Origin of the sequence: Cellulosilyticum sp. WCF-2 (assembly GCF_003990395.1) — a bacterium.
Lineage (GTDB): Bacteria > Bacillota > Clostridia > Lachnospirales > Cellulosilyticaceae > Cellulosilyticum > Cellulosilyticum lentocellum.
Map to the genome: position 1 here is coordinate 3,133,931 of NZ_CP034675.1, position 25,117 is coordinate 3,159,047.

The window sequence follows — 25,117 nt, forward strand, 5'->3', positions numbered from 1 at the left end:
TTCTACTCCTTATTCACTAAATCCGGCCTTAAATTAGTCGCTTTTCTTAAATATTGATGTTTTACAGTCTTTTTGCTCAAATGTGCTGCATCTACTAAAACATCTACACGTATACATTGGTTAAGCGAATTAACTACATACATCTCCTGAAAACACATAAGTGATGCTTCTGTAATTCCTAGTACTCTAGCAGCTACTGCTGGATATGCTGCATCCAAATCTTTAGTACAACTAAAATGCAATTGGATAAGTTCATCTAATCTAAGCTCATTATTCTTTAAAATAGCTTCTAACATCTCATGAGTTGCTTCCAAAATAGCTTCTCTTGTATTTTCTTCTACTGTAATCGCACCACGTATGCTTACCAAGCTCATTATATCCCCTCACTTTAATTCATTAATCAAATTTTTCTTTTTGTTCTTCTTGAGGTACAGTCCACAAATCCCGTTCGGTATCGTCATATACTTCATATTCTACCCATATATTTTCCAGTTTTTCAAGATTAACTGATATTTCATCTTTTTTACGTAAACTAATAGCTACAATAATAGCATTAATAATACTTAGAGGTGCTACTAAAGAATCTACAAAGGAAACCATCTCACTACATCCTATAAGTGCATAATCAGAATAGCTGGCAATAGGAGAAATATAACTATCTGTAATAGCAATAACAGTTGCTTTTTTGCTTTGTGCGAACTCTAAACACTTCATAACACGCTTTGAATATCTTGGAAAACTAATCCCAATCACAACATCTTTTTCATCTATACGGTGAATGCCTTCAAACATTTCACTAATACTATTTGTATTAATCACTTTAATATTATCAAATATAATGTTAAGATAAAAACCTAAAAAGCTAGCAAGTCCAGCACAACTTCTTACTCCTAATACATAGATCGTTTTTGCACCTATTATTTTTTCAACGGCTTGATTAAACGCTTCATTGTCTATTTGTTCTCTCGTATAACGAATTTTCTCCTCATCCATTTGAAGAACGCTTTTCAGTACTTCATTAGTATTAATACGGTCTGTAGTCACTTCTAAACGTTGCATAGCCGTTAACTTACTTTTTACTAATTCTTCTAATGCATCTTGAAATTTTGGGTAACCATCATAACCTAATTCATTAGCAAATCTTACAACGGTTGATTCACTTACGCCTACAATTGAACCTAATTTAGCTGCTGTTAAAAACACAGCCTTTTCATAATGTTCTAATATATAATTGGCAATTAATTTTTGACCTTTACTTAACTTTGGCATATTCTTTCTAATCCTATGGATTAAATCATTCTTACTCATTTTATAAGCCCTTCCTTAGCCTTCTCGCCTAAATAATATTTTTAATCTATTATATCATATCTTGATTACAAAATAAATTAATACCCTCTTTATTTTACATAGTTTTGCGCCCATAGCAAAGGGGTAACTGAAAGTTTATAAACTTTCGGTTACCCCTTTTAATAATAAAGTATCTTATTTATACTGGATAAGCCGCATTTTTTGTATCTGCAACTTGCATATCTACCTTTGTTTGTTGTGCTTCTCTGTACTTGAAGAAGTCAGTAGCTACTTGTGGGAATAAAGCATATGATAAAACATCCTCGTCTTGTTGTTTATACATAGCCATCTCTTTTTCAAGCTTATCTAATTCTGGTTCGAGAAGATCGGCTGGTCTACAAGTAATGCGTTTTTCGTCTCCAATAATCTTCTTAACAATTTCATCTGAAATAGGTACAGGTGTTTGACCATATTCACCTCTTACAATACCTTTAGACTCTTTTGAAACCATTTTATAGCGCTCGCCAGCAAGTACATTTAGTACAGCTTGCGTACCAACAATTTGACTTGTTGGGGTAACAAGTGGTAAATAGCCAAAATCTGCACGTACTCTTGGAATCTCTTTTAATACTTCATAATATTTATCTTCAGCATTTTGCTCTTTTAATTGTGATACAAGATTAGAAAGCATGCCTCCTGGTACTTGATAACGTAATGTATTAATATCTACTTCTAATACCTTTGTACTCATTAACCCACTAGCAAGAGCTTCTTGACGTATAGGTCTAAAGTATTCAGTAATTTCACTAAGCGCTTCTGAATTAATCCCTGTATCATAAGGTGTACCTTCAAAAGTTTTAACAAGTACTTCTGTTGCTGGTTGTGAGGTTCCCATAGCAAGTGGAGACATAGCTGTATCAATAATATCACACCCTGCTTCAATCGCTTTCATATAAGTCATTGCTGCAACCCCACTTGTATAGTGTGTATGAAGTTGAATAGGCAATGTTGGGACCGCTTCTTTAAGAGCACTTACTAGCTCTGCTGCACGATAAGGTACTAATAATCCTGCCATATCTTTAATACAGATAGAATTAGCACCCATTTCTTCTATTTCTTTTGCTAATCCAACATAATAATCAATGGTATGTACATCACTAATCGTGTAAGAAATCGCAACTTGTGCATGGGCTTTTTCTTTATTAGCTGCTTTTACAGCAGTTTGTAAGTTACGCATGTCATTAAGTGCATCAAAAATACGAATGATATTAATACCATTAGCTACACTTTTTTGTACAAAGTATTCTACAACATCATCGGCATAGTGACGATAACCTAAAATATTCTGACCTCTAAATAACATTTGAAGTGGTGTGTTAGGTGCCTGGTCTTTAATTTTACGAAGTCTTTCCCATGGATCTTCTTTTAAAAAGCGAAGACAAGCATCAAAGGTTGCACCGCCCCATACTTCAAGTGCATGGAATCCTACTTTATCCATTTTAGATACAATAGGTAAAATCTGCTCTGTTGTCATTCTCGTTGCAATTAAGGATTGATGGGCATCACGAAGTGTTGTGTCCATGATTTTAACTGGTCTTGGATTAATATTAGCCATCTTATAACCTCCTATATATGTATATGCTCATATGCTATTTTCTCATTCAATCAATTACCATAAATAGATAATAAAATGCCGGCTGCAATGGCTGAACCAATAACACCTGCTACGTTTGGTCCCATAGCATGCATTAAAAGGAAGTTGCTTGGGCATTCTTCTTGTCCGACCTTCTGAGCTACACGTGCTGCCATTGGAACTGCAGATACACCAGCTGCTCCAATAAGTGGATTGATTTTCTTACCACTTGTATAATACATGATTTTCCCAAATAAAACACCACCTGCAGTTCCTACACAGAATGCGGTAAGTCCAAGAATAACAACTTTAATAGTATCCCATGTAATAAAGGTATCTCCAGAAGTTGTTGCGCCTACTACAAGTCCTAACATAATTGTAATAACAGACATAAGCCCATTGCTAGCTACTTCAGCTAGACGATTGGTACAACCTGCTTCTTTTAATAAATTACCAAACATTAACATACCTACCAAGGTTCCTGCTGAAGGTAAAAGTAAAGAAACAATAACAGTCACCGCAACAGGAAATACAATTTTTTCCAATCGAGATACTTGCCTAAGTTGTTCCATTTTAACCATACGTTGCTCTTTAGTTGTTAATGCTTTCATAATAGGTGGTTGAATAACTGGTACAAGTGCCATATAGGAATAGGCCGCTACAGCCACAGATCCTAATAGATGTGGTGCCAATTTAGTTGTTAAATAAATAGCTGTTGGACCATCTGCACCACCAATAATACCAATTGAAGAGGCTTCACTAGGATCAAATCCTAGAAGGAGTGCTCCCAAGAATGCAAAGAAAATACCTAATTGTGCGGCACCACCAAGTAATAAACTTTTAGGGTTCGCAATAAGTGGACCAAAGTCTGTCATAGCACCAATACCAACAAAAATAAGTGGTGGAAAAATACCTAATTCTTTTCCGAGTCCAAGGTAATCTAGTAATCCACCATTACCCTCACCTAGAAATTCAAAGAGTTCTTTAACTCCCCCATGCCCATTGTACATATGAATCCCCGTGTTAGGAAGATTAACTAGCAACATACCAAATGCAATAGGAACTAATAATAAAGGTTCAAAACCTTTAGCAATAGCTAGATAAAGTAACACGCAAGCTACGCCAATCATTACAATATATTTCCAGCCATCATTCGTTGTTACAATAGTGGTAATCCCCATCTCACTAATGAACTTTTGTATAGCTGTTGCAAATTCACTAAACATAGAAACGTTCCTCCTTCTTTTTGAGTCGTTTGGAACTAATTGAGTGTAACAATGACATCGTTAGTTTCAACTGCTGTACCTGCTGATACGTTAACAGAAGCTACAGTTCCTGCACTTGGTGCAAATATTTCGTTCTCCATTTTCATAGCTTCAAGAATAGCTACTAAATCTCCTTCTTTTACACTTTGTCCTATTGAAACTTTAACATCTACAATTTTACCTGGCATTGGTGCAACAATCTTAGTTGCATTAGCAGGCACTACAGTTGCCTTAGGTGCTACCATTTTAGGTGTTACTGCAGCTACTGGTGTTGCTGCTACTGGAGTTACTGGTGTTGCTACTGGTGTAAAGCTTCCTCCTAATTCTTCTACTTCTACTTCATATGTATTACCATTTACAGTTACTTGAAATTTTCTCATCATTAACGGCCTCCTTAAATTAAAGTGCTTTTCTTTGAACTTTTCTTAATGATCTTACTTGAAGTTGGTCACTAGTTGTTCCCATACTTGCAGCAATAGCGGCAGTAATAACTGCTATTAATTCAAGTTCATCTTGGCTGTTTTCTTCTATAGCTACAACTACTTCTTCTATAACACTAGCTTCAGATTCAACTACTTTTACATTGTTAGACTTATTCGCAAACATTCCTACCATTTTCCCTAATAAGACGATGGCACCGATAAGCAGTGCAAGCATTGTAAATACAATTACAATACTAAGTATAAATGTAGGAATCCCTTCTAAAAAAGCGCTGATACTTTGATTCATCTTTTTTCACCTACCTTTATGTTGGGTGCTTTGCATACCTTTAACGTTCTTTAGTTGCAAGAACTTCCAAAGCAGCAATAATACGTTTACGCGTTGCTGCTGGCTCAATAATATCATCTACTAATCCTCTAGCTGCCGCTGCGTAGGCACTTGCTTGTATTTCATCATATTCTGCAGCTTTTTCAGCAAATGCTTCATTGGATAATGTACCTTCTGCTAATTCTTTTGCATACATAATCTTCATAGCACTTTCTGTATTTAAACTTGCTACTGTTGCAGTTGGCCATGCATAAGTCATATCACACCCTAATGACTTACTATTCATAGCTAAATAACCACTTCCAAAAGCATGATTAAGAATAACATTTACTTTTGGCACACTTGCCTCTGCGAACGCCTTCGTCATCTCACTACATGCTTTAATGATTCCTAACTTTTCTGTTGCAACAGTAGAAGTAAAACCCTCTATATCTGTAAGTGTTATAATCGGTATATTATAGGTGTCACATACTCTAACAAAATGAACTATTTTCTTTACCCCCGAATAATCCATACGAGTATCTGTATTGGCTATAATACCAACCGTTCCACCATCCATACGTGCAAAAGCTGTTAATGCTGTTTTTCCATAAGCTTCATTTAATACGAATAGCTCTCCTCCATCTACAATAGAAGTAACAATATCTTTTACTTCTTGTGTTTCAAAATTAAAACCATTAAGACTTGCATCTACGCGGTTAATATCATCTATCACTTCATAAAATGGCCCTTCTTCCCCACTGTTTTGAGGTAAGTAAGAAAGTAAGCGTATAACATCTTCAATTAAAACTTCTTCTTGCTCTTCGATAATGGTAGCAAGTCCACTTTCTTCAAAATGTACTTTAGCTGTTGCAATAGCATCAAAACTAGCTGTTTTATCATCTAAAGTATTAGGACTATTTAAAAAGACACGAGCTGATTTACTGCTCATAAATACAAAATCAGATAAACCCGCAATAAAAGCTGCACCGCCAGCACAATCACCTGCAATAACTGCTATTTGTGGAATAATTTCTGATGCTTCTACCATTTTTTCATAAATCATGCCATAACCTTCTAAAGCATCTACACTTTCTTGTAATCTGACACCTACTGTGTCTAAGAATCCTACTACTGGCGCACCTACTTTTAGGGCTTCTTCGTAAATTCTAACTATTTTTTTTGCATGCATTTCACCTAGTGCACCACCTAAAACGCTTGCATCTTGGCTGTACACATAAACAGGATTACCATTAACTGTCCCATAACCTGTTACAACACCATCAGCAGGTGTTTCATTATTTCTCATGTTAAAAGCAGTACTTCTACTTGTTATGAAAGTACCTACTTCCACAAAGCTATTTTCATCTAGCAATATACTAATACGTTCTCTTGCAGCTAATTTTCCCTGTGCAAGTGCTACTTTTTTAGCTACGTCATTGCTTTTTGTGATTATAGCGGCCCTACGAGATTCTAATTCAGATAATTTTTCTAAAGTGCTCATCTGGTACCCTCCATTGAAAAATTTTTAAAACAAAGTGTAAAAATCGCCATCTTTATTTTACTAAACTGACAATCAACATTCAAGCTAAATATAGAATTTTATAAGTTTTTACTAAAATAATGTAATATTATATTTTTTATCAATAGCAATTTTCAATCAAAAACTATATTTTTGATCGATTTTTTGTAATCTTTACGCATCCTTAACAAATTTCTCTGATTATTTACTCCTATATCTTTTTTAGATTTTACTACTCAATAATTTTATAACTAAAACACCAGTATTAGCAGAGAAACAATCTACTGATACTGGTGTTTTAGTTATACTTCTTCTATTATTGCAATACTTTTTAAATAATCTACTTCTTCTTTTGTTAAAGCTCTATATTCTCCCACTTTAAGTGAACCTAGCTGAATACTTCCCACTGACAGCCTTTTTAGTTGTACTACCGGATAGCCTACTGCTTCACACATTTTTCTAATTTGACGATTACGACCTTCATGAATAGTTATCTTAAGCCATGTATGCTTTGCATTTTGTTTTACTACTTCTACCTCAGCCGGATAAGTTTTTCGGTGGTCAATCATAACCCCCTTTCTTAACATATCCAAGCTACGTTCAGTAACTTTTCCACTAAGCTTAACTTCATAAGTTTTATTAACGTGATGCTTTGGATGGGTGAGTCCATAAGTTAAAGCACCATCACTGGTCAATAATAATAGACCTGAGGTATTATAATCCAGTCTCCCCACCGGAAAAATTCTTGTTTTAACACCTTTCATTAAATCCAAAACCGTTGCTCTTTGTTTTTCATCTTGCACTGTTGTTACATATCCTGCCGGCTTATTTAACATATAATAAACATGCTTTTCTTCTAATTGCACACGCTTATGATTATAGTAGACTTCATCATCTTCTTCTACTTGTGTTCCTAAAGTCTGTATGATTTGTCCGTTAACCGATACTTTCCCTTCTAAAATAAGTTCTTCACATTTTCTTCTAGATGCAATGCCACAGCTTGCTAAATATTTTTGTAATCTCATAATACCCCTTCTTTATTTAGTCATTTCCTTTAATCCATTTTTTAATATAATCAAGTAGTGTCGCCTTTGGTACTTCCTCACTTGCTAGAAGTGGTACTTTAGCTAAAGTAACCCCTTCACATATGACTTGTACTTCTCCTATTATATCCCTTTTATGAACGGGTGCTACTAATTGCGTTGGTACTACTTTTTTTATATAAACATTTGCTTTTTCTACCTCTGTTAAGGGAAGTATAATCGTCTCATCACAATCTAAAGACAAACTTTCTATCAGTGCCTTTTCAATTGCAACCTTGGCTATATTTCTTTGTGGCTCAACAAGCGTATATTTTTTATAATACTTAAAGCCATAGTTCATCATGTTAATGACATCTGTATACTTTTGTGTTTTACCAGCTTTTCCCCAACCAGATCCTAAAGCAGCTCCTATGAGTTGCATGTCATTTTTATAAGCTGCACCTACAAAACAATGACCTGCTTTATTAGTAAAGCCTGTTTTAATACCGTTAGCTCCCTCATAAGAATAAAAAAAACGATTCTTATTTTGTAACCCATAAGTATGGCTTCCTTCTGTAGGAATAGTAGGAATTTGAATGGTAGCCGTTGTTATAAACTTAACGAATTCTGGATTTTTTAGTGCATAAGCTCCAATTAAAGTCATATCATAAGCGCTTGCATAATGTCCTTCAGCATCTAAACCATTAGGTGTTTTAAAAGAAGTATGTTCAGCTCCTATCTCTTTAGCTTTCTCGGTCATTTGTTCACAGAATGCTTCTACCGATCCTGCAATATGTTCTGCTACTGCTACTGCTGCATCATTATCAGATTGTAGCATCAAAGCATAGAGCAAATCTCCTAATCTTTGTTTTTCTCCTACCTTTAAATGTAGCTTAACTGGTGGGGCACTACTTGCTCTCTTGGATATTGTTACAACATCTAAGAGATTACCTTTTTCTATAGCAAGGATACAAGTCATTATCTTTGTAGTGCTTGCCATAGCTAAGGGTTCATAACCGTTTTTTTCATATAAGACACGTCCACTTTCTTGTTCGATTAAAACAGCACCCTTAGCACGCACTTTTGGCAGTTCGCTATTTGCATAGCATAGTGAGCTTACTAACATACTGCCTATTAATATAAAAGATAAGATGATTTTCTTTTTCATGCTTTCACTCCTCTAGTTTCATTTAAGCACTCAATGTTGTCTCATTCTAAATCTTCCCTTATATTATAGACTTTATGCATTTTTTAAATAGTGCTATTCCTCAACATCTAAAGCCAAATTTACTTCTTCTTTCATAGCCTCATGATCTTCATAATAACTCATTTCTTCTCTTACTTCTTCTTTAAACTTCTCTAAAAGCTCTTCTTTAATTTTAGGTAGTTCTTCTAAATTTCTAAATCCAAAATGACGTAGGAATTCATTAGTTGTACCAAATAAAATCGGTCTCCCTATAACATTTAATCTTCCAACCTCTTCAATAAGTCCATATTCCATCAACTTACTCATAGCATGCTCACATCGTACACCTCTTATATCCTCAATCTGTGTTCTTGTAATAGGCTGCGAATAAGCAATAATAGCTAGTGTCTCAATCAATGCTTGTGTTAAAAGATTTTTAACCGGCTTCTGTCTATAAAGTTGAATGATTTCTGTGTGCTTAGGTGATGTACACATTTGATAGCCATCATCAACTTCTATAATTTCAATCCCACTATTCGTTTGTCCATAATAATCATTTAAGTGATTAATGGCCATGTGGACCGAAAAAGCTTCTGTATTACAAATTTCACACAATCTTTTTTGTGAGATAATGTCTCCTGCATAAAAAAGCAGGGCTTCAATACTACTTTCAAGCTCTGTCTTCTTCATCCACTATTCCTCCTTTTATAACAATATCACCTGTGGGTTCTTCTTGTAAAACAGTTACTTCTTTCTTATGAATTAGCTCTAATAAAGCCATAAAAGTAACAATAAGTTCTATTTTAGGCATTTCCTTTTTACAAATGGTAAAAAAGGTCGTCTTTCCCTCTAAAGCAATAAGATTACGTATGTAGATACTTTTTTGCTCGATGGTGTAAGTATCCTTCTTTAAAATGTTATGATCAATTTTACGTTCTTCTTTTGTATGTTGTTCCCATTCCTTTTGCTTCATGAGTTGCTCAAAAGTGTCATACAATAATTTTAAACTAACATTTTCTAGAATGGCATCGTAATCAATTGTACTCTCTGGAATATCAATTTCTGCTGGCTTATTTCTAAAACAATACTGACTACTCTCTCCTTGACATGCATTTAATTTTTCCGATACATATTTTACCTTCTTATATTCTAATAATTTTCGTACGAGTTCTTCTCTTGGGTCTTCTTCTACTTCTTCTCCTGGTTTTGGATGTTTTGGTAAAAGCATGCGTGATTTAATATAAAGCAATGTAGCAGCCATCACAATAAAATCACTCATTTGATCCAATTCAACTTCTTCCGCTTCATCTAAATAGGTCATATACTGATCTGTAATAGAAGATATTTCTATATCATAAATATTCATTTTATTTTTATCTATTAAATAAAGTAATAAATCTAATGGACCTTCAAAATCCTGTAACTTAAACAATACAGCCACTTAAGGAGCCTCCTGTCAACTTTTGTTATATACTAAGTGTAGTCGCTTGTCACTATTTATGCAAGCATTAAATATAGCGTCAGAAAAAGCATAATAAGAGTTACTCTCTTATTATGCTTTTTCTCACTTGGATAATTTAAAAAAGCGTTTACACATATAAGGAACCATCTGTTTAAGTGTAGCCTTCTTAACATCTGTTGCAGATATAAGCTGTCCCTTTCCCACTTCATTTCCATCTAAATAATAGGTCATTTCTCCTACTATAGCCCCTTTAGAAATAGGTGCTATCAGTGGCTCTCTATAATGAGCTTCATAAGTGAGTTCACTATTTGTATTACTTTTAGGTACGACAAAAGCTTTCGTTTCTTTAGTAGCTACATTTATTTTAGAAACATCGCCTTTTTTAATAGGTGTCTCACCTATAATTGTACCAATAGTTGGCCCAACTTTTACTTTGTAATTAGCAAAACCATAGTCTAAAAGCTGCCCTGCTTCTTGAAAACGTGTTTTACCATCTGCAGCACCCATAATAACTGCGATTAATCCCATATTATCTCTTGTTGCAGTAGCACTTACACAATGTTTTGCTTCTGGGGTATAACCCGTTTTTAACCCTGTAATCCCTTTATACCATTTAAGCATTTTATTGGTATTGGATAAACCAAACTCCGACTCTCCTCTTCTTGTTCTATGAGTAATTGTATCCATCCAAGTTGTTAGCGTTTTGGTGATTTCAGGATGCCCATTTACTAACGCTCTTGACATTAAGGCAATATCCCTTGCCGTTGATACATGTCCTTCAGTATGAAGACCACAAGCATTCTTAAAAACGGTATGGGTCATTCCTAATTCTGCGGCACGTTTATTCATAATCTCCACAAACTGCTCTTCACTTCCAGCAATATATTCACTCATAGCAACAGCAGCATCATTAGCTGAAGCAATACAAATACATTTTACTAAATCACGCACAGTCTGTTCTTCTCCAGGTTCCATAAAGACTTGAGAGCCACCCATATGTGCTGCATGCTCACTAATAGTTACTTTATCTTCCCAGTTAATTTTTCCGGTATCTACTGCTTCATTAATGAGTAACAAGGTCATTACTTTTGTAATGCTCGCCGGTGGTAAAGGCTCATCTGCATTTCGCTCTAATAAAATTTTACCACTCGATTCCTCCATGAGTATATAACTTCTAGCTGTTGCTGCTAAAGTTTGATTGGTATTCTTCTTAGGTGTTGCAGCTGCAAAAACCTGAGAACAACACATGACGATAAGTAATAAAAAGATAACTCCTACACGTTTACTTTTCATAACTGTCCTCCTTATTATCTTTTGTCTGTAGTATTTGTAATTCCATACAATTTATACCTATAGACTTATACAAGAGAACAGTATTGTTATCTTTAATGAATAATATCGTAAATTAAATCCGGTTTCTCTATTTGTTGATCACTTATTTTATAAGCTTTTTCTAAGATTGAAGTTGCTAAATTATATTTTTGTTCATTATTATAATAGATGGTTGCAACTGGTTCATCGACATTTATTTTATCACCTATTTTTTTATGAATAACAATGCCTACTGCTAAATCAATACTACTTTCTTTTGTTTCTCTACCTGCACCTAATACAAGCGCAGCTTTTCCTACTGCTTCTGCATTGATAGCTTCTACATAACCTATTTGATTCAAATAAAAATCTCTATGGTATGGTGCTTGTGGTAAGTAGCTAAAATCGTCTACTGCTCGCTCATCTCCCCCTTGTAACTTAATCCATTCCTTTAACTTATCGATAGCAGCTCCTGTAGATAATAGGTCTTGAATCTGATTTTTAGCAGCTTCCACATCTTTTGCCAAACCGGCTAGCATAAGCATATGGCTAGCTAAGGTAATCGTTAATAAGGTCAAATCTTCAGGTCCTTTACCTCTTAATGTATTAATCGCCTCCATTACTTCTAAGGCATTACCTACTGCATATCCTAATGGCTGATTCATATCAGATACAACAGCCATGGTTTGGCGCCCTACATGATTGCCTATATCTACCATAGCTTTTCCTAATGCTTTTGCATCCTCTAATTTTTTCATAAATGCCCCTGTACCACACTTAACATCTAAACAGATGGCATCTGCTCCAGAAGCAATCTTCTTTGACATAATAGAGCTGGCTATAAGTGACATATTGTCTACAGTTGCTGTTACATCTCTAAGCGCATAAAGTTTCTTGTCTGCAGGCGCTAAATCTCCACTTTGACCAACTACAGCAATATGGTGTGCATTCACATTCTCGAAAAACTGTTCTTCTGTTAACTCTACTTTAAAGCCTTCAAATGATTCCAGTTTATCAATGGTCCCTCCTGTATGCCCAAGACCACGTCCCGACATCTTAGCTACCTTTGCTCCTGCAGCTGCTACAAGAGGTGCTAATACTATCGTTGTTTTATCACCTACACCACCTGTACTATGTTTATCTACCTTAATGCCCTGAATAGGAGATAAATCTATTTGATCTCCACTACTAGCCATAGCCATAGTTAAACACGCTGTTTCTTCTAAAGACATGCCTTGAAAATAAATAGCCATTAATAAAGCTGATACCTGGTAATCTGGAATATCACCTTTTGTATAACCTTGTACTACAAAATCTATTTCTTCTTTTGTTAAAGCCAGCCCTCTTTTTTTGCAATCAATAATGTCATACATTCTCATTTTCTTACTTTCCTCCCATTCTATTACTTATAAACTTCTTTCAAGAAACTTTCACCTATCTTAAGTTGTGGAAGATTAAATAACTCACATAAAGTTTGCCCAATATCCGCAAAACTCTTTCTTGTTCCTAAATTAATACCTTCTTTTATTTGTTTACCAATTACTAAAAGTGGGACATATTCTCTTGTATGGTCAGTTCCTGGTGCCGTCGGGTCACAACCATGATCTGCTGTAATAATAAGTATATCCTCTTCCTTTAAAGCTTCCACTATTTGTGGTAATGCTTTATCAAAGGCTTCTAAACCTTTACCATAACTTGCTGGATCATTACGATGTCCCCATTTCATATCAAAATCAACCAAATTAGCGAAAATAAGGCCTTCTTGATGTTTTGTCATGCATTCTAATGTAACAGCAATACCATCATTATTATCCTTTGTATGAATAGCTTCGGTGATGCCTTGACTATTAAAAATATCTTCAATCTTTCCAACTGCTACCACTGGCACACCACCTTCTTCACAGTAAGATAAAAGGTTAGGTTTTGGTGGACAAATAGCATAGTCTCGTCTGTTAGCTGTACGTGTAAAATGGCCCTCTTCTCCTGTAAATGGTCTTGCAATAACACGCGCAACTTCATGCTTACCTTTTAATAAATTACGTGCAATTTCACACATTTCATATAGCTTTTCTAATGAAATAACAGATTCATGAGCTGCAATTTGAAAAACACTATCTGCTGATGTATAAACAATAGGATATCCTGTTTTTACATGTTCTTCACCTAATTCTTCAATAATAGCTGTACCTGATGCTGTACAATTCCCCAAAGTTCTTCTACCGATTTTTTCTTCAAAGGCTTTCATAATTTCTTCTGGAAAACCATTTGGATAAGTTGGAAATGGTACTTCTGTATAAATACCCACCATTTCCCAATGACCTGTCGTTGTATCTTTTCCTTTAGATAATTCACTCATTCTTGCAAAACTGCCTTTTGGTGATTCATATTTAGGGAGTGCTTTCATCCCTTCTATATTCCCTAATCCATAACTTATCATATGATTTAATTCTAGTCCATTACAATGCTCATACACATGTGCAATTGTATTTACATCTCCATCACCATATTGTTTTGAATCAGGCATTGCTCCCATTCCTACGCTGTCTAAGACTATCCATATTGCTCTTTTCATCTCTTACCTCCTAATTCTTAAGTGATTACTTAAACTTTCCACTATTATCACTTAGCTTCATATTGATTAACCTTTATTGTACCACATTCTGCAAAAAAATTGCACAAAAAAACTAGGAGATTACCTCCTAGTTTCATGCTCTTGGATGTGTTTTATTATACACATCCATTAACTCCTCTGTTTCTTTATTCAGATGCATATAAACTTGTGTAGTTGAAATATCTGAGTGCCCTAGCATTTGCTGCACGGATTTTAAATTAGCACCATTTTGCACTAAATGTGCTGCAAAAGAATGTCTTAACATATGGGGAGTAATCTCACCTTGAATATGTGCAGCATTAGCATAGGTCTTTAAAATCTTCCAAAAACCTTGTCTTGTCATAGGATAGCCATTGCAGTTAACAAATAACGTTTTATCATTTGCACTACGGATTAAAATGTGTCTTACTTCCCCCAAATACATATTTAACGCTGAAATGGCAGATTTACCAATAGGAATGGTTCGTTCTTTTTGAGCATCCCTACATATAATATACCCTTGTTGCAAATTAATATCTGTTGTTTTAAGTGAAATGAGCTCTGATACACGGATCCCTGTAGCATATAGCAGTTCAAGCATGGCTCGATCACGTATTCCTTTAGTATCTTTTTTATTAGGTTGTTCTAATAAAGAGCTAATTTGCTCCTGCGATAAAATACGAGGCGCTTTTTTCTCTATCTTAGGTAAAGCTATTAATCTAGCTGGATTCTCATTTAGCACTTGTTCTTTTACAAGATATTGGCAAAAGGCACGAATAGATGCAAGAGTACGGGAAATAGTTGCAGTTGATTTCTCTTTATCTTTCATATGCTCTAAATAGACTTTAATTTGCTGATCTGTCAAAGACTGAATCTCTATTTTCCCCTGTTCTTCAACATAACGTTCAAAATATCTCAAATCTCTTTCATAAGATTGCACCGTATTATCTGAAGCACGCTTAATATGCTTTAAATAATACAAAAATGATGTAATATACTCCTCCATAGCAATTCCCCTTTAACACAACATATTCTCATGCTTATAGTATTTTATTCCATTATAACCAAAATGACATTTGATGTCTATATTATTTCATTTTTATGTATAATTTTGTACTTTCTAAAATAATTATACCAGATAATAATGCCTTAATTAAAAGATTTTATTCACCTTTTTTTTATTTTCTCCTAAAACAAAAAGGCTTATACCTTTTTTAAATAGAAAGTATAAGTCCTTTATCATGCAGTTGTATACGTATTAAATATCTGTTGAGAAATCTTATTAGGAACAACCCTAAAAAGTGCTGCAATATGTAAAATTCCTGGGCTATAAACTTCTGTAGCAGCAGTCCTCCTGTATTTTCTCCATAAGTTGTAATAGCTAGTCCACCAAGTAAACCTGCTACTACAACTGCTAAATCATCTCAAAACAAGGCTAAAAGATTTTTTTACCGCTCCTTCATCTTCGCATGCCTCTTTCCCTTCTTAACCTTTACTTACTAAACGTACAACACTTTCTGAGTCCACTTCTTTTAAACGTACTTGGACAATTTCCTTTTTGGAAGTCGGAATGTTTTTTCCAACAAAATCAGGTCTAATAGGAAGCTCCCTATGTCCACGATCAATGAGTGTAGCTAATTTAATAAAGCTTGGTCTTCCTATATCCATCAAAGCATCCATTGCTGCACGTACAGTTCTTCCAGTAAAAATAACGTCATCTACTAAAATGACCCCTTTTCCATTAATATCTGAAGTAATTGAATGTGCTTCAGTAAACGGTTGGTCAAATTTCTTTTCTAAATCATCTCTATAAAAAGTAATATTAATACTCTCCACAGGCACTTCACTATTTTCAATAGATTTAATCTTATTTGACAAGATTCTGGCAAGAGGTACTCCTCTTGTTTCTATACCTATTAAAATCAAGTCTTTAGCACCTTTATTGGCTTCTATAATTTCATGAGCAATTCGTGTTACAGCACGATTCATTGCTGCCTCATCCATTAAAACTTTTATTTCATCCATATAAAAATCCATCCTTTTATCCGTTATTATTTCAATAAAATAATCTCATTATTCCTGTATCTTTGGTCGCTTAAACTAAAGCATTCACATTTCTAGATAAATAATAAAGAGACCTTTTATCGAAAGGTCTCTGAGTATTACACATGAATTGCCCATCTAATATGGCCTTATTTCTTTTGTGTATCCTTATTAGCCTCACGTGCTACTTTAAAGGAATATGATTTGACTTATTTTCTCATAATTTTCTTAGTTTGTCAATTACTCGTACAAAGTAGTCTGGTAACTCACTTTCAAAATACATTTCTTTATGAGTAATAGGGTGCGTAAACCCTATTACTTTTGCATGAAGCATCTGCTTATTAATACCAAAGCTCATTTTTGTAGGGCCATATACAGGATCTCCCAAGAGTGGGTGACCTATATGCTTCATATGAACACGTATTTGATGAGTCCTACCCGTATGAAGTGTAAGCTCAATATAAGTAAATTGTTTAAACCGTTCAAGTACTTTATAATCCGTCTTGGCATACCGTCCATCACGTACTATGGCCATTTTTTTTCGATCTTGCGTTGAACGTCCAATAGGTTCTTCAATTGTTCCCTCATCCTCTTTAAAACCACCATAAACAATAGCATGATACTTTCTAGTAATGTGATGGTCTTTTAGTAATTCTGACAATCCTAAATGGGCCTTATCATTTTTTGCAATCATCAGTAATCCAGAAGTATCCTTATCGATACGATGTACAATACCTGGTCTAATTTCTCCATTTATTCCAGACAATTTATCTTTACAGTGGTAAAGTAAACCATTAACTAACGTACCAGAATAGTTACCTGGAGCTGGATGAACAACCATATCCTGAGGCTTATTGACAATCATTAAATCATCATCTTCATAAACAATTTCAATATCAATTGGCTCTGGTATAATATCTACCTCTATAGGATCTGGTATAGTCATTATAATATGATCATCTGCTTTAACTTGATACTTGCTATTAATCACTTTTTGATTAACTAGAATACCACCTTTTTCTATTTGTTTTTGTATAAAGGAACGCGTATATTCAGGAAACACTTCTGCTAAATATTTATCTACTCTTCCTTTTGTTTCACTATTTACAATATGCTCAATCTTTTCTGCCATTAATTTATTTCCTCTTCAACATTTTCCTTCTCTATATTTGCCTTTTTTTCTTCTAAGTCTCCAAACAACAGAACAATCATTAGTAGGGCTACTCCTACTACTACAAACATATCTGCCACATTAAAAACGGGAAAATTAATAAGAATAAAATATATAAAATCACGCACATAACCTAAAAACAATCTATCAATCAAATTCCCAATTGCACCACTAATAATTAAAACAAAGGCAACTCTTCCCCAATTTCCCCATTTTGATTTTGGGAGCTGTCTGATATATATGAGCATCCCTATAATAATAATACTTGTTATGATAATAAGAAATCCCTGTTTACCACTTAATATTCCCCAAGCTGCTCCTTCATTTTTCACATAATGGAAATGAAATACATTTTCCCATATTTTAATGTCTTCTTGATTCATTAATGTAGACACAGCCCAAATCTTTGTTAACTGATCTATTCCCACTAGGGCTATTATAATAAGTGTTATTGCAACTATCATACTTTCCTCCTTAGCCTACTAGAAAAAAACGTGCTCATCAAGCACGTTTTTATGTAGTCATTTAAATATACAGCATTCATCTATTTAGTATATCACTCTTTACAATAATCATACTTATTTATTCAGTAAAGAGGATATTTCTTCATCTGACACAGGAATATATTCCTTCGTAAAATACTCTTCTTCTGTTGCCTCTGTTTGAGGTACTTCTACACTTGCTACGGTCTCTTTTTCAATAGCAGCAAAAGCTTGTACTAAATCATCTTGAGCAATAGTTGCTCTAGCATCACCTTGTTCCAATAATTCCATCTGTGATTGAAGTAGTTGTTTAAACTGTGCTTTATAAGATAAGTATTGCCTCTTAATATCTTCAACTTTTTGACTTAATTCAAAAGCTTCTTGCCTACCTTGCTCCACAATTCTGGCAACGCGTTCCTCAGCCAGACTAGTCATCTTTTCAGCTCTTTGTTCAGCTTCTTTTTTAATTTCTTCTGCTTTTTCATAAGCTGCACTTTTTGTATCTTGTGCTGTTTTATCTGCTAAAACAAGTACATTCTGTATCGTAGATTCCATAGTACGATAATATTGTACACTTTCATTTAAAGCATTGATCTTATCCTTTAGGGCATAGTTTTCATTAATTACCTCTTGATAACTTTTTAATATTTCATCAAGAAAGTCATTGACTTCTTCAATATGATAGCCACCTATTTTACTTTTTCTAAATTCCTTGTTTTGAATGTCCACTGGTGATAACATGTTGTTTCCCCCTATACATATTTTTCTATTGTAATATGAATCCTATCCTTTTTTGTTAATCCACTTATTTGCTTAAGCTTAATTTTACCATATCCTCTAACAGTAATATGGTCCCCTTCTTTTATAAGCTGCTTATTTGTACTCGTCACACCATTACATTTTACACGGTCTGCTTGAATAAGTTTTGTACAGACACCCCTAGATAATCCAAAACCCGCTGCCACTATAACATCTAATCGTAAAGAAGCTACAGTTGTTTCATAACTTTTAATCTGAGGAGGATTAATCTGCAATTGTGAAAAAGGGATTACTTGCTGTTCAATATTTTGATATTTCCCAATACTTAGTAAATTACTATTAATATAGGAAACCATAGACTCATTAGCAATGATGTATGCCCCAAATGGTTTTATTACAATGTCTCCTATTGTCTCTCTTTCAATTCCTAGACCTAATAAAGCACCTAGGTAATCTCTATGTGTAAGTACCTTTCCAATCCCAGTCTTAACCTTTAGTTCTAAGGCCATAATAGGAAAATCTTCCTCTTGAATTTCATAAGGAGCAATACCTAATACTTGTCTTTCTGCTTCTTCAAAACCACCGTAAAAATAACACATTTGTTTTGTAGATTCCTCTATATAACGATCTATCATACTTAACAACCATTCTTTATTATAAAAATCCGTAAAAATGGGTCTAAATTGCTGCTCTGATCGTTTGCTATATTCAAGCATCATTTTTACAAAGCGTTTTTCATCTGGATCATTTATATGATTTAACGATAGCTTCATCAGTATTAGATTGTAGGCGGAAACACACTACGTTGTTTTAATTTTTCTGGATTAATATTAACATGCTCTGGTGCAAAAATAAAAATACAGTCCGTTACTTTTTCAACTGTTCCATTAAGTGCACAACAAGCTCCTGTTAAATAATCCACTGCACGTTGCATCTCATGAGCAGCTAGTTTTTCCATATTAACAATGATAGGTTTTCTATTTTTAATGTAGCCACAAATCTCACCTGTCATATCATAACTTAACATGGTAAAATTAAGTAATTCCATACGATTAGGCTGATTAAGAGAAACAACCTTAGGTGTATTCATTGGTGGTATATGAGTTTGATGCATAACATTTCTATTAACTTGCTCAACTTCTTGTTCCATTTCCTCTAACTCATCTTCATCAAATTCATCTTCTGGTATAAAAATATTCTTAAATTTTGACATAAAGCCGCTCATTTGTATTCCTCCCAAAAAAATTTATTTAGTGTAATCTCTATTTCCAAAAATAGCCGTGCCGATACGTACCATGGTAGCACCTTCTTCTATTGCTATTTTATAGTCATTACTCATCCCCATTGATAATATATCGCTACTTATATTATCAAACTTTTGCTTTTGTATGTCAACCGATAAATCGTAAAGTTTCCTAAATATGGGTCTATTTTCTTCAGGATTAGCTACAAAAGGGGCTACCGTCATTAATCCTCTCACTCTGATATGTTTCATTTTTGCTAATTCTGCCATAATAGGTATTACCTCTTCTACTAAGAAACCATGCTTTGAAGCTTCTTTTGCTACATTAACTTCTATCAAAATATCTGTTATATACCCTTTTTGGGCTGATTGTTTTTCTATTTCTTCAGCCAGTTTTAAACGGTCTACAGAATGAATAAGAGTTGTTCTTCCAATAATGTATTTAACTTTATTAGTTTGGAGATGACCTATTAAATGCCAATGAACAGATTCATTTAATTCATCCATTTTTTGTACTAATTCTTGTACGTGATTTTCACCAAAATCTTTACATCCTAAAGTTATTGCTTCTTGTATAGACGCCAAAGGATACGTTTTTGAAACAGCAATTAATGTAATATCCTCTACTTTTCTCCCGCTTTTTATTGCTGATTCTTCCATTTCTTTCTTTATCATTTCCAGTTTTTCTTTCATTTCATCCTCACCTTTATTATTCATTTTGAACATTCATATCTTCTAGTAATTGATCAATCTTTATACTTTTAGGATTTGAAATCATTTTATCCATTTCTTTAAGTTGTGTATTTCCGTCATACTTAACAATAGCATATTCTCCACTTACTAATTCGATTTCTATAGTCTTAAACTGAGCAATTTTCCCATTAATAACATAAACACCTTGTTTTGTTTCTATCTCTGTTACTTCATAGGAACTTCCCGATTGGGGATCCACTAAAACATTATTGACTTGTACATTATTACTATTAGTAATATCTTGTCGTATATAGTTATTATCCTCTTTTTGATATTGTATTTTAATAGGCACAAATTCTGTTACTTCACCTACTTTTCTATAAACACCTAATTGCCCTTCATTCTCTATGCAATAAGTTGCTGGGATTTTCAACATATTCTGCTCCACAATGGCTTGCAGTGGAATTTTAAGACCTGTCACATTTTTATTCCCAATAGAAAAATCAACATATCTCAAGTCTAAAAAGTTGCTTATCTGATCACTTGTTTCAAATACTAGTTGTATACGTTTATCATCTTCAGCTTTTTTAGAAACTAATTTAAAAGTGACTTGCTTACTATTCGTGCCGGTAAAGTCAAGATTATAATTTTGCCCTTCCTTAAAAGCTTCATCTTGCGATAAATCTACATAACTTATTATATACCACTTATTATCTAAAATAATCTTATAAACAGGTTCTTCTTTAGTTACTTCGCTTTTATTAAGATAGCTTACATTAGAGTTTTTAATAATACTATTATATTTATCATAATTAAGTGTCTCTATCACTTCTGATAAATTAGAAGTTTCTTGTCCATCTAATTTATATGATATAATCCCTGCTTGTGGTGCTGTTTTACCTAGTCGGTACTGATTGATATTAGCTTGAAGTTCTGTTTTTAGTGCTGCTATGCTTTGTTCTTGATCCTGTTGCTCTTGAGTATAAATGCTTGTCCGCTTATTGACATTTTGATCTAATTGATTACGTAATGTATAAATAAAGTGGGTTGTATTTTCATAACGATTATCATAGAAAGCCTCTATATCTGCTTTTACCTCTTCATTTAAGTCATAAATTTGATCTTGATAAAAGGAGATATCTTTACGTTCTTCTGCTTTCTGATAAATTTGCTCATCTACCTCATTCTCTGTCTTAGTTGACTGTGCTAACTGCTCCTCATCTACTAAAACATAAACCAGTCCATCCTTCTTTACTTTTTCTCCTTCAGAAACGACATACTGAACGTTTCCTTCATCTTGGCTATATACCACTTGCTCATTTCTTAAAATAATACCGCTTAGACTTTTTGAATTATCAATTGTTCCTGTTTTAACAACCTGATAAGAAATTTTAGTTTTAGTGAGTGCCTCTTTCATTTCTATAGCTCCCCATACCCCAAAGGTTGTAAAAATCATTACAAGTGCTATTCGTAATATCAATTGACGTTGCTTCCTTTTCTTATTTCTATAAATCTGCGCTCTTGTAAGCTTATTATTCTTCTTTATCTGTTCTCTTCTCATGTGCGGAGAATTATTTTCTTGTGTAACTTGCCTGTTAGGAGTAACGTATTGCTCCTTTATATAAGGTGTTGTATTTTGATTCGTATATGAGGTAGCACTGTATGGATTTGTATATGATTGTTGATACCCCCTGTCTCCTCCTCTAACATAAGAAGATTCTTGCCTTTTTGGCGTGGTTTTATTTCTATTAGCGGAAGTACTCTTACTGCTAGTTTTGCTTCTAACATCTTTTTTTCTATTATCATCTACCTTTTGCATGGTTGTATTAGTCTTGTATGTAGAACGTGTACGTGATTGTACTGGCATATGAGTAGCATAAGGATTAAAATAGCTTCCTTCACCATAGGTAGTATGTCCCTTAGACGTGGGTTGCTTTTTATTGGTTTGCTTGATTTGATTCTTTTTACCACTATTTTTCATTTATTCACTTCCAATTCTATCCTTAATACTTATCATCATATAATGTAATAGCTTATCTTGCAAGATATTACCTCTAAAAAGCTAATAATTTGACAGAGGTTTTTTATTTTTATCATTCCTTTCTAACCTTTTATTTTTTCCATAAAAAAAGGCACATCATGTGCCCTTAAAGAAGGATGCAAATTAAACCGCCATTTCCTTCATTTATAATTTTTTGTAGTGTTTCTTGTAATTTTTGTTGCGCATCTTCTGGCATTCTAAATAGTTTATTTTGTAATCCTTCGTTTACTAATTCATGAAGTGATTTTCCAAAAATATTTGATTCCCAAATCTTTGTAGGATCTGTTTCAAACTCACTTAAAATATTATTAATTAAATCTTCACTTTGTTTTTCTGTTCCAACAATAGGTGCAACTTCGGTTTGAATATTGGCTCGTATAATGTGATAGCTTGGTGCACTAGCCCTTAGTTTAACACCAAAACGATTACCTTGTTTAATAATTTCTGGTTCTTCTAATTTTAGCTCATCGAATACAGGACTAACTACTCCATAGCCTTTTTCCTTTACTTCATTCATAGCATAAGCTACCTTATCATACTCTTTTTTAGTAGTAGCTAATTCTTTAATAAGCTTCATAAGCTCATGATCTCCATGAATTTCCATACCTGTCGTTTCAGAAAGTACTCTATAAAAGAGTTCTTCCGTTGTATTAATATCGACCTTTACAACGCCTTCTCCTAATTGAATCTTTTCTAAATAGACATTTTTAACAAAATCTAAAGCTCTTAATTCATTGGTAGCTTCTTTAATCTGTCTAATATTCTCTACATTTGCTATTTGTTCCTTTACACAATCAATCCATGCTTTTTTTACCCAATGCTCATTATCTAAGGTTTCTACCCATTTAGGGAGCATGAATTGAATTTCATTAAGTGGGAATTCATATAAGATTTTTTCTAATAATTGATGAATATCCTCTGTTTTCATTTGAGCAATATCCATTGGTACCACTGGAACATCATATTCTCTCGATAATTTACTGGTAGCTTCAATAACTTCTGTATCAAAAGGTTTCTTCGTATTGTACACTACAATAAAAGGTTTTCCTAAACGCTTCAATTCATTAATGGCACGCTGTTCCCCTTCTATGTAACTATTTCTAGAAATATCAGTAAAACTTCCATCTGTAGTCACTACGACACCAATGGTAGAATGATCTGTAATAACCTTTTTAGTGCCAAGTTCTGCTGCTTGTGAAAAAGGAATTTCTTCTTCAAACCAAGGCGTTTTAACCATACGAGGTGTATTATTATACAGGTGGCCTTCAGCTTCTGGTACAATATAACCTACACAATCAATCATTCGTACTTTAACTTCAAAATCTCCCCCTATAGTAATACCAATAGCTTCATTTGGTATAAATTTGGGCTCTGTTGTTGTAATAACTTTGCCATCCCCACTTTGAGGTAATTCGTCTTGTGTACGTTCTTTACTATGCTCATTTTTAATATTAGGGAGTACCAATGTTTCCATAAAACGTTTAATAAAGGTAGATTTTCCTGTTCTAACAGGTCCAACTACCCCTATGTATATATCCCCATTTGTCCTTTCAGAAATATCTTTGTAAATATCATAGTATTCCATATGAAAGCCTCCTTATATTTTAATTGTATGGGTACATTAAAATATATTGTACAAAAGGCAGATATATACCACTTTTATTCATTTTTAATGTTCGTCTTTTTTATCTCTTAGCATAAGATTATAAATAGTCTCTTTAACTGGCTCATTTTCAAAAATAACCTTATATATAGCATTTAGAATAGGCATCTCAACTTGATACTTTTGCATTAATGCATAACCTGCTTTAGTTGTGGGAACCCCTTCTACTACCATATTAACCTTTTGAATAGCCTCGTCCATTGTATAGCCTTGACCAATTAATTCACCAGCACGACGATTACGACTATGTCCACTTGTACAAGTTACAATTAAATCTCCTATTCCTGTAAGACCTGCAAATGTATTAGGCTTACCGCCCATAGCAATACCTAATCTCGTCATTTCTGCAATACCTCTAGTCATAAGTGCTGCTTTCGTGTTATCACCAAACCCCATACCTTCTACAACGCCTGCTGCTAAGGCAATTACATTTTTAAGTGCGCCACCTATTTCAATACCAATTAAGTCTTCATTAGTATATACTCTAAAATACATATCCATAAATAAATCTTGTATCTCATAAGCATATTTCATATCTTGGCTACTCACAGTAACTGTTGTTGGAATATGTCTTGCTACTTCTTCAGCATGACTTGGCCCAGAAAGTACAACTACCGGATTAGGGAGTACAGATTCAATAACTTGTGAGAGTCTAAGCAAGGTTTCTTCTTCCACACCTTTTGCGACATTAACAATAATTGTACTTGGCTGTAAATAATCTTTCATCTTTTGGGCAGTCGCTCTAACAGCTTTAGAAGGTACTGCCATAACAGCAACTTCTGCTTCTTCCAATGCTTCTGCCATAGAAGTTGTAAAATTAATCTCTAAAGGAATTTTAATTCCTGGAAGACACCTTTTATTTTCTCTATGTTGCAATATGTCCTCTTTTTCTTTTTCTTCATAGCACCAAAAAGTAACGTTATTCCCTTTTTCATTCAGAAGTAACCCTAAAGCTAAGCCCCAACCACCTGCTCCAATAACTGTTATCTTTTTCATC

Annotated in this window: 25 protein-coding genes; all 25 read right to left on the reverse strand. The window is 33.9% G+C overall.

Annotation, left to right across the window (positions count from 1 at the left end; translation table 11 throughout):
• Positions 1-2 precede the first annotated feature (2 nt).
• Positions 3-374, reverse strand: a complete 372-nt coding sequence (gene aroH, locus EKH84_RS14005; RefSeq protein ID WP_013657267.1) for a chorismate mutase — start codon at positions 372-374, stop codon at positions 3-5.
• A gap of 22 nt (positions 375-396) precedes the next feature.
• On the reverse strand, positions 397-1,308 hold the full coding sequence (locus EKH84_RS14010) for a MurR/RpiR family transcriptional regulator (protein WP_013657268.1): 912 nt from the start codon (positions 1,306-1,308) through the stop codon (positions 397-399).
• Between the two features lie 178 nt (positions 1,309-1,486).
• Positions 1,487-2,902 carry an oxaloacetate decarboxylase subunit alpha gene (locus EKH84_RS14015; protein WP_013657269.1) on the reverse strand — a complete coding sequence of 472 codons (1,416 nt, stop codon included), beginning with the start codon at positions 2,900-2,902 and terminating at the stop codon, positions 1,487-1,489.
• A gap of 50 nt (positions 2,903-2,952) precedes the next feature.
• Positions 2,953-4,101: a sodium ion-translocating decarboxylase subunit beta gene (locus EKH84_RS14020; RefSeq protein WP_190283587.1), complete on the reverse strand. Its 1,149-nt coding sequence runs from the start codon at positions 4,099-4,101 to the stop codon at positions 2,953-2,955.
• An 80-nt stretch (positions 4,102-4,181) separates the two neighbouring features.
• Positions 4,182-4,568 carry a biotin/lipoyl-containing protein gene (locus EKH84_RS14025; RefSeq protein ID WP_013657271.1) on the reverse strand — a complete coding sequence of 129 codons (387 nt, stop codon included), beginning with the start codon at positions 4,566-4,568 and terminating at the stop codon, positions 4,182-4,184.
• Positions 4,569-4,584: 16 nt separating this feature from the next.
• Positions 4,585-4,914 carry an OadG family protein gene (locus EKH84_RS14030; RefSeq protein WP_013657272.1) on the reverse strand — a complete coding sequence of 110 codons (330 nt, stop codon included), beginning with the start codon at positions 4,912-4,914 and terminating at the stop codon, positions 4,585-4,587.
• Between the two features lie 40 nt (positions 4,915-4,954).
• Positions 4,955-6,436: an acyl-CoA carboxylase subunit beta gene (locus EKH84_RS14035; RefSeq protein WP_127066786.1), complete on the reverse strand. Its 1,482-nt coding sequence runs from the start codon at positions 6,434-6,436 to the stop codon at positions 4,955-4,957.
• A 320-nt stretch (positions 6,437-6,756) separates the two neighbouring features.
• Positions 6,757-7,479: a pseudouridine synthase gene (locus EKH84_RS14040; protein ID WP_013657274.1), complete on the reverse strand. Its 723-nt coding sequence runs from the start codon at positions 7,477-7,479 to the stop codon at positions 6,757-6,759.
• Between the two features lie 16 nt (positions 7,480-7,495).
• A complete protein-coding gene (locus EKH84_RS14045) occupies positions 7,496-8,644 on the reverse strand; it encodes a D-alanyl-D-alanine carboxypeptidase family protein (RefSeq protein WP_127066787.1) in 1,149 nt (382 codons plus the stop codon).
• A gap of 93 nt (positions 8,645-8,737) precedes the next feature.
• A complete protein-coding gene (gene scpB, locus EKH84_RS14050; protein ID WP_013657276.1) occupies positions 8,738-9,352 on the reverse strand; it encodes an SMC-Scp complex subunit ScpB in 615 nt (204 codons plus the stop codon).
• Positions 9,333-10,103, reverse strand: a complete 771-nt coding sequence (locus EKH84_RS14055; protein WP_127066788.1) for a segregation and condensation protein A — start codon at positions 10,101-10,103, stop codon at positions 9,333-9,335. The genes scpB and EKH84_RS14055 overlap by 20 nt, the downstream gene beginning before the upstream one ends.
• A 123-nt stretch (positions 10,104-10,226) precedes the next feature.
• On the reverse strand, positions 10,227-11,417 hold the full coding sequence (locus EKH84_RS14060) for a D-alanyl-D-alanine carboxypeptidase family protein (RefSeq protein WP_127066789.1): 1,191 nt from the start codon (positions 11,415-11,417) through the stop codon (positions 10,227-10,229).
• 92 nt (positions 11,418-11,509) lie between these two features.
• Positions 11,510-12,814 (reverse strand): pyrimidine-nucleoside phosphorylase, encoded by a 1,305-nt coding sequence (locus EKH84_RS14065; protein WP_127066790.1) that lies wholly within the window; start codon positions 12,812-12,814, stop codon positions 11,510-11,512.
• A 23-nt stretch (positions 12,815-12,837) separates the two neighbouring features.
• On the reverse strand, positions 12,838-14,007 hold the full coding sequence (locus EKH84_RS14070) for a phosphopentomutase (protein WP_127066791.1): 1,170 nt from the start codon (positions 14,005-14,007) through the stop codon (positions 12,838-12,840).
• Positions 14,008-14,140: 133 nt separating this feature from the next.
• A complete protein-coding gene (xerD, locus tag EKH84_RS14075; protein ID WP_127066792.1) occupies positions 14,141-15,031 on the reverse strand; it encodes a site-specific tyrosine recombinase XerD in 891 nt (296 codons plus the stop codon).
• Positions 15,032-15,510: 479 nt separating this feature from the next.
• Positions 15,511-16,050, reverse strand: a complete 540-nt coding sequence (gene pyrR, locus EKH84_RS14080) for a bifunctional pyr operon transcriptional regulator/uracil phosphoribosyltransferase PyrR (RefSeq protein WP_127066793.1) — start codon at positions 16,048-16,050, stop codon at positions 15,511-15,513.
• A gap of 235 nt (positions 16,051-16,285) precedes the next feature.
• Positions 16,286-17,200 carry an RluA family pseudouridine synthase gene (locus EKH84_RS14085; RefSeq protein WP_127066794.1) on the reverse strand — a complete coding sequence of 305 codons (915 nt, stop codon included), beginning with the start codon at positions 17,198-17,200 and terminating at the stop codon, positions 16,286-16,288.
• Complete coding sequence (gene lspA / locus EKH84_RS14090; RefSeq protein ID WP_127066795.1) at positions 17,200-17,703, reverse strand: signal peptidase II; 504 nt, start codon at positions 17,701-17,703, stop codon at positions 17,200-17,202. The genes EKH84_RS14085 and lspA overlap by 1 nt, the downstream gene beginning before the upstream one ends.
• Positions 17,704-17,817: 114 nt before the next feature.
• Positions 17,818-18,462, reverse strand: a complete 645-nt coding sequence (locus EKH84_RS14095; protein WP_127066796.1) for a DivIVA domain-containing protein — start codon at positions 18,460-18,462, stop codon at positions 17,818-17,820.
• 11 nt (positions 18,463-18,473) lie between these two features.
• Positions 18,474-19,253: a YlmH family RNA-binding protein gene (locus EKH84_RS14100; protein ID WP_127066797.1), complete on the reverse strand. Its 780-nt coding sequence runs from the start codon at positions 19,251-19,253 to the stop codon at positions 18,474-18,476.
• Positions 19,254-19,258: 5 nt separating this feature from the next.
• On the reverse strand, positions 19,259-19,705 hold the full coding sequence (locus EKH84_RS14105) for a cell division protein SepF (RefSeq protein ID WP_127066798.1): 447 nt from the start codon (positions 19,703-19,705) through the stop codon (positions 19,259-19,261).
• A gap of 21 nt (positions 19,706-19,726) precedes the next feature.
• On the reverse strand, positions 19,727-20,416 hold the full coding sequence (locus tag EKH84_RS14110) for a YggS family pyridoxal phosphate-dependent enzyme (RefSeq protein ID WP_127066799.1): 690 nt from the start codon (positions 20,414-20,416) through the stop codon (positions 19,727-19,729).
• Positions 20,417-20,432: 16 nt separating this feature from the next.
• Positions 20,433-22,397: an HlyD family efflux transporter periplasmic adaptor subunit gene (locus tag EKH84_RS14115; RefSeq protein WP_127066800.1), complete on the reverse strand. Its 1,965-nt coding sequence runs from the start codon at positions 22,395-22,397 to the stop codon at positions 20,433-20,435.
• A 166-nt stretch (positions 22,398-22,563) separates the two neighbouring features.
• Entirely contained in the window at positions 22,564-24,042 is a 1,479-nt protein-coding gene (gene spoIVA / locus EKH84_RS14120) for a stage IV sporulation protein A (RefSeq protein ID WP_127066801.1), read from the reverse strand.
• Between the two features lie 84 nt (positions 24,043-24,126).
• Positions 24,127-25,116, reverse strand: a complete 990-nt coding sequence (locus EKH84_RS14125) for an NAD(P)H-dependent glycerol-3-phosphate dehydrogenase (RefSeq protein ID WP_013657291.1) — start codon at positions 25,114-25,116, stop codon at positions 24,127-24,129.
• Between the last annotated feature and the right edge of the window lies 1 nt (position 25,117).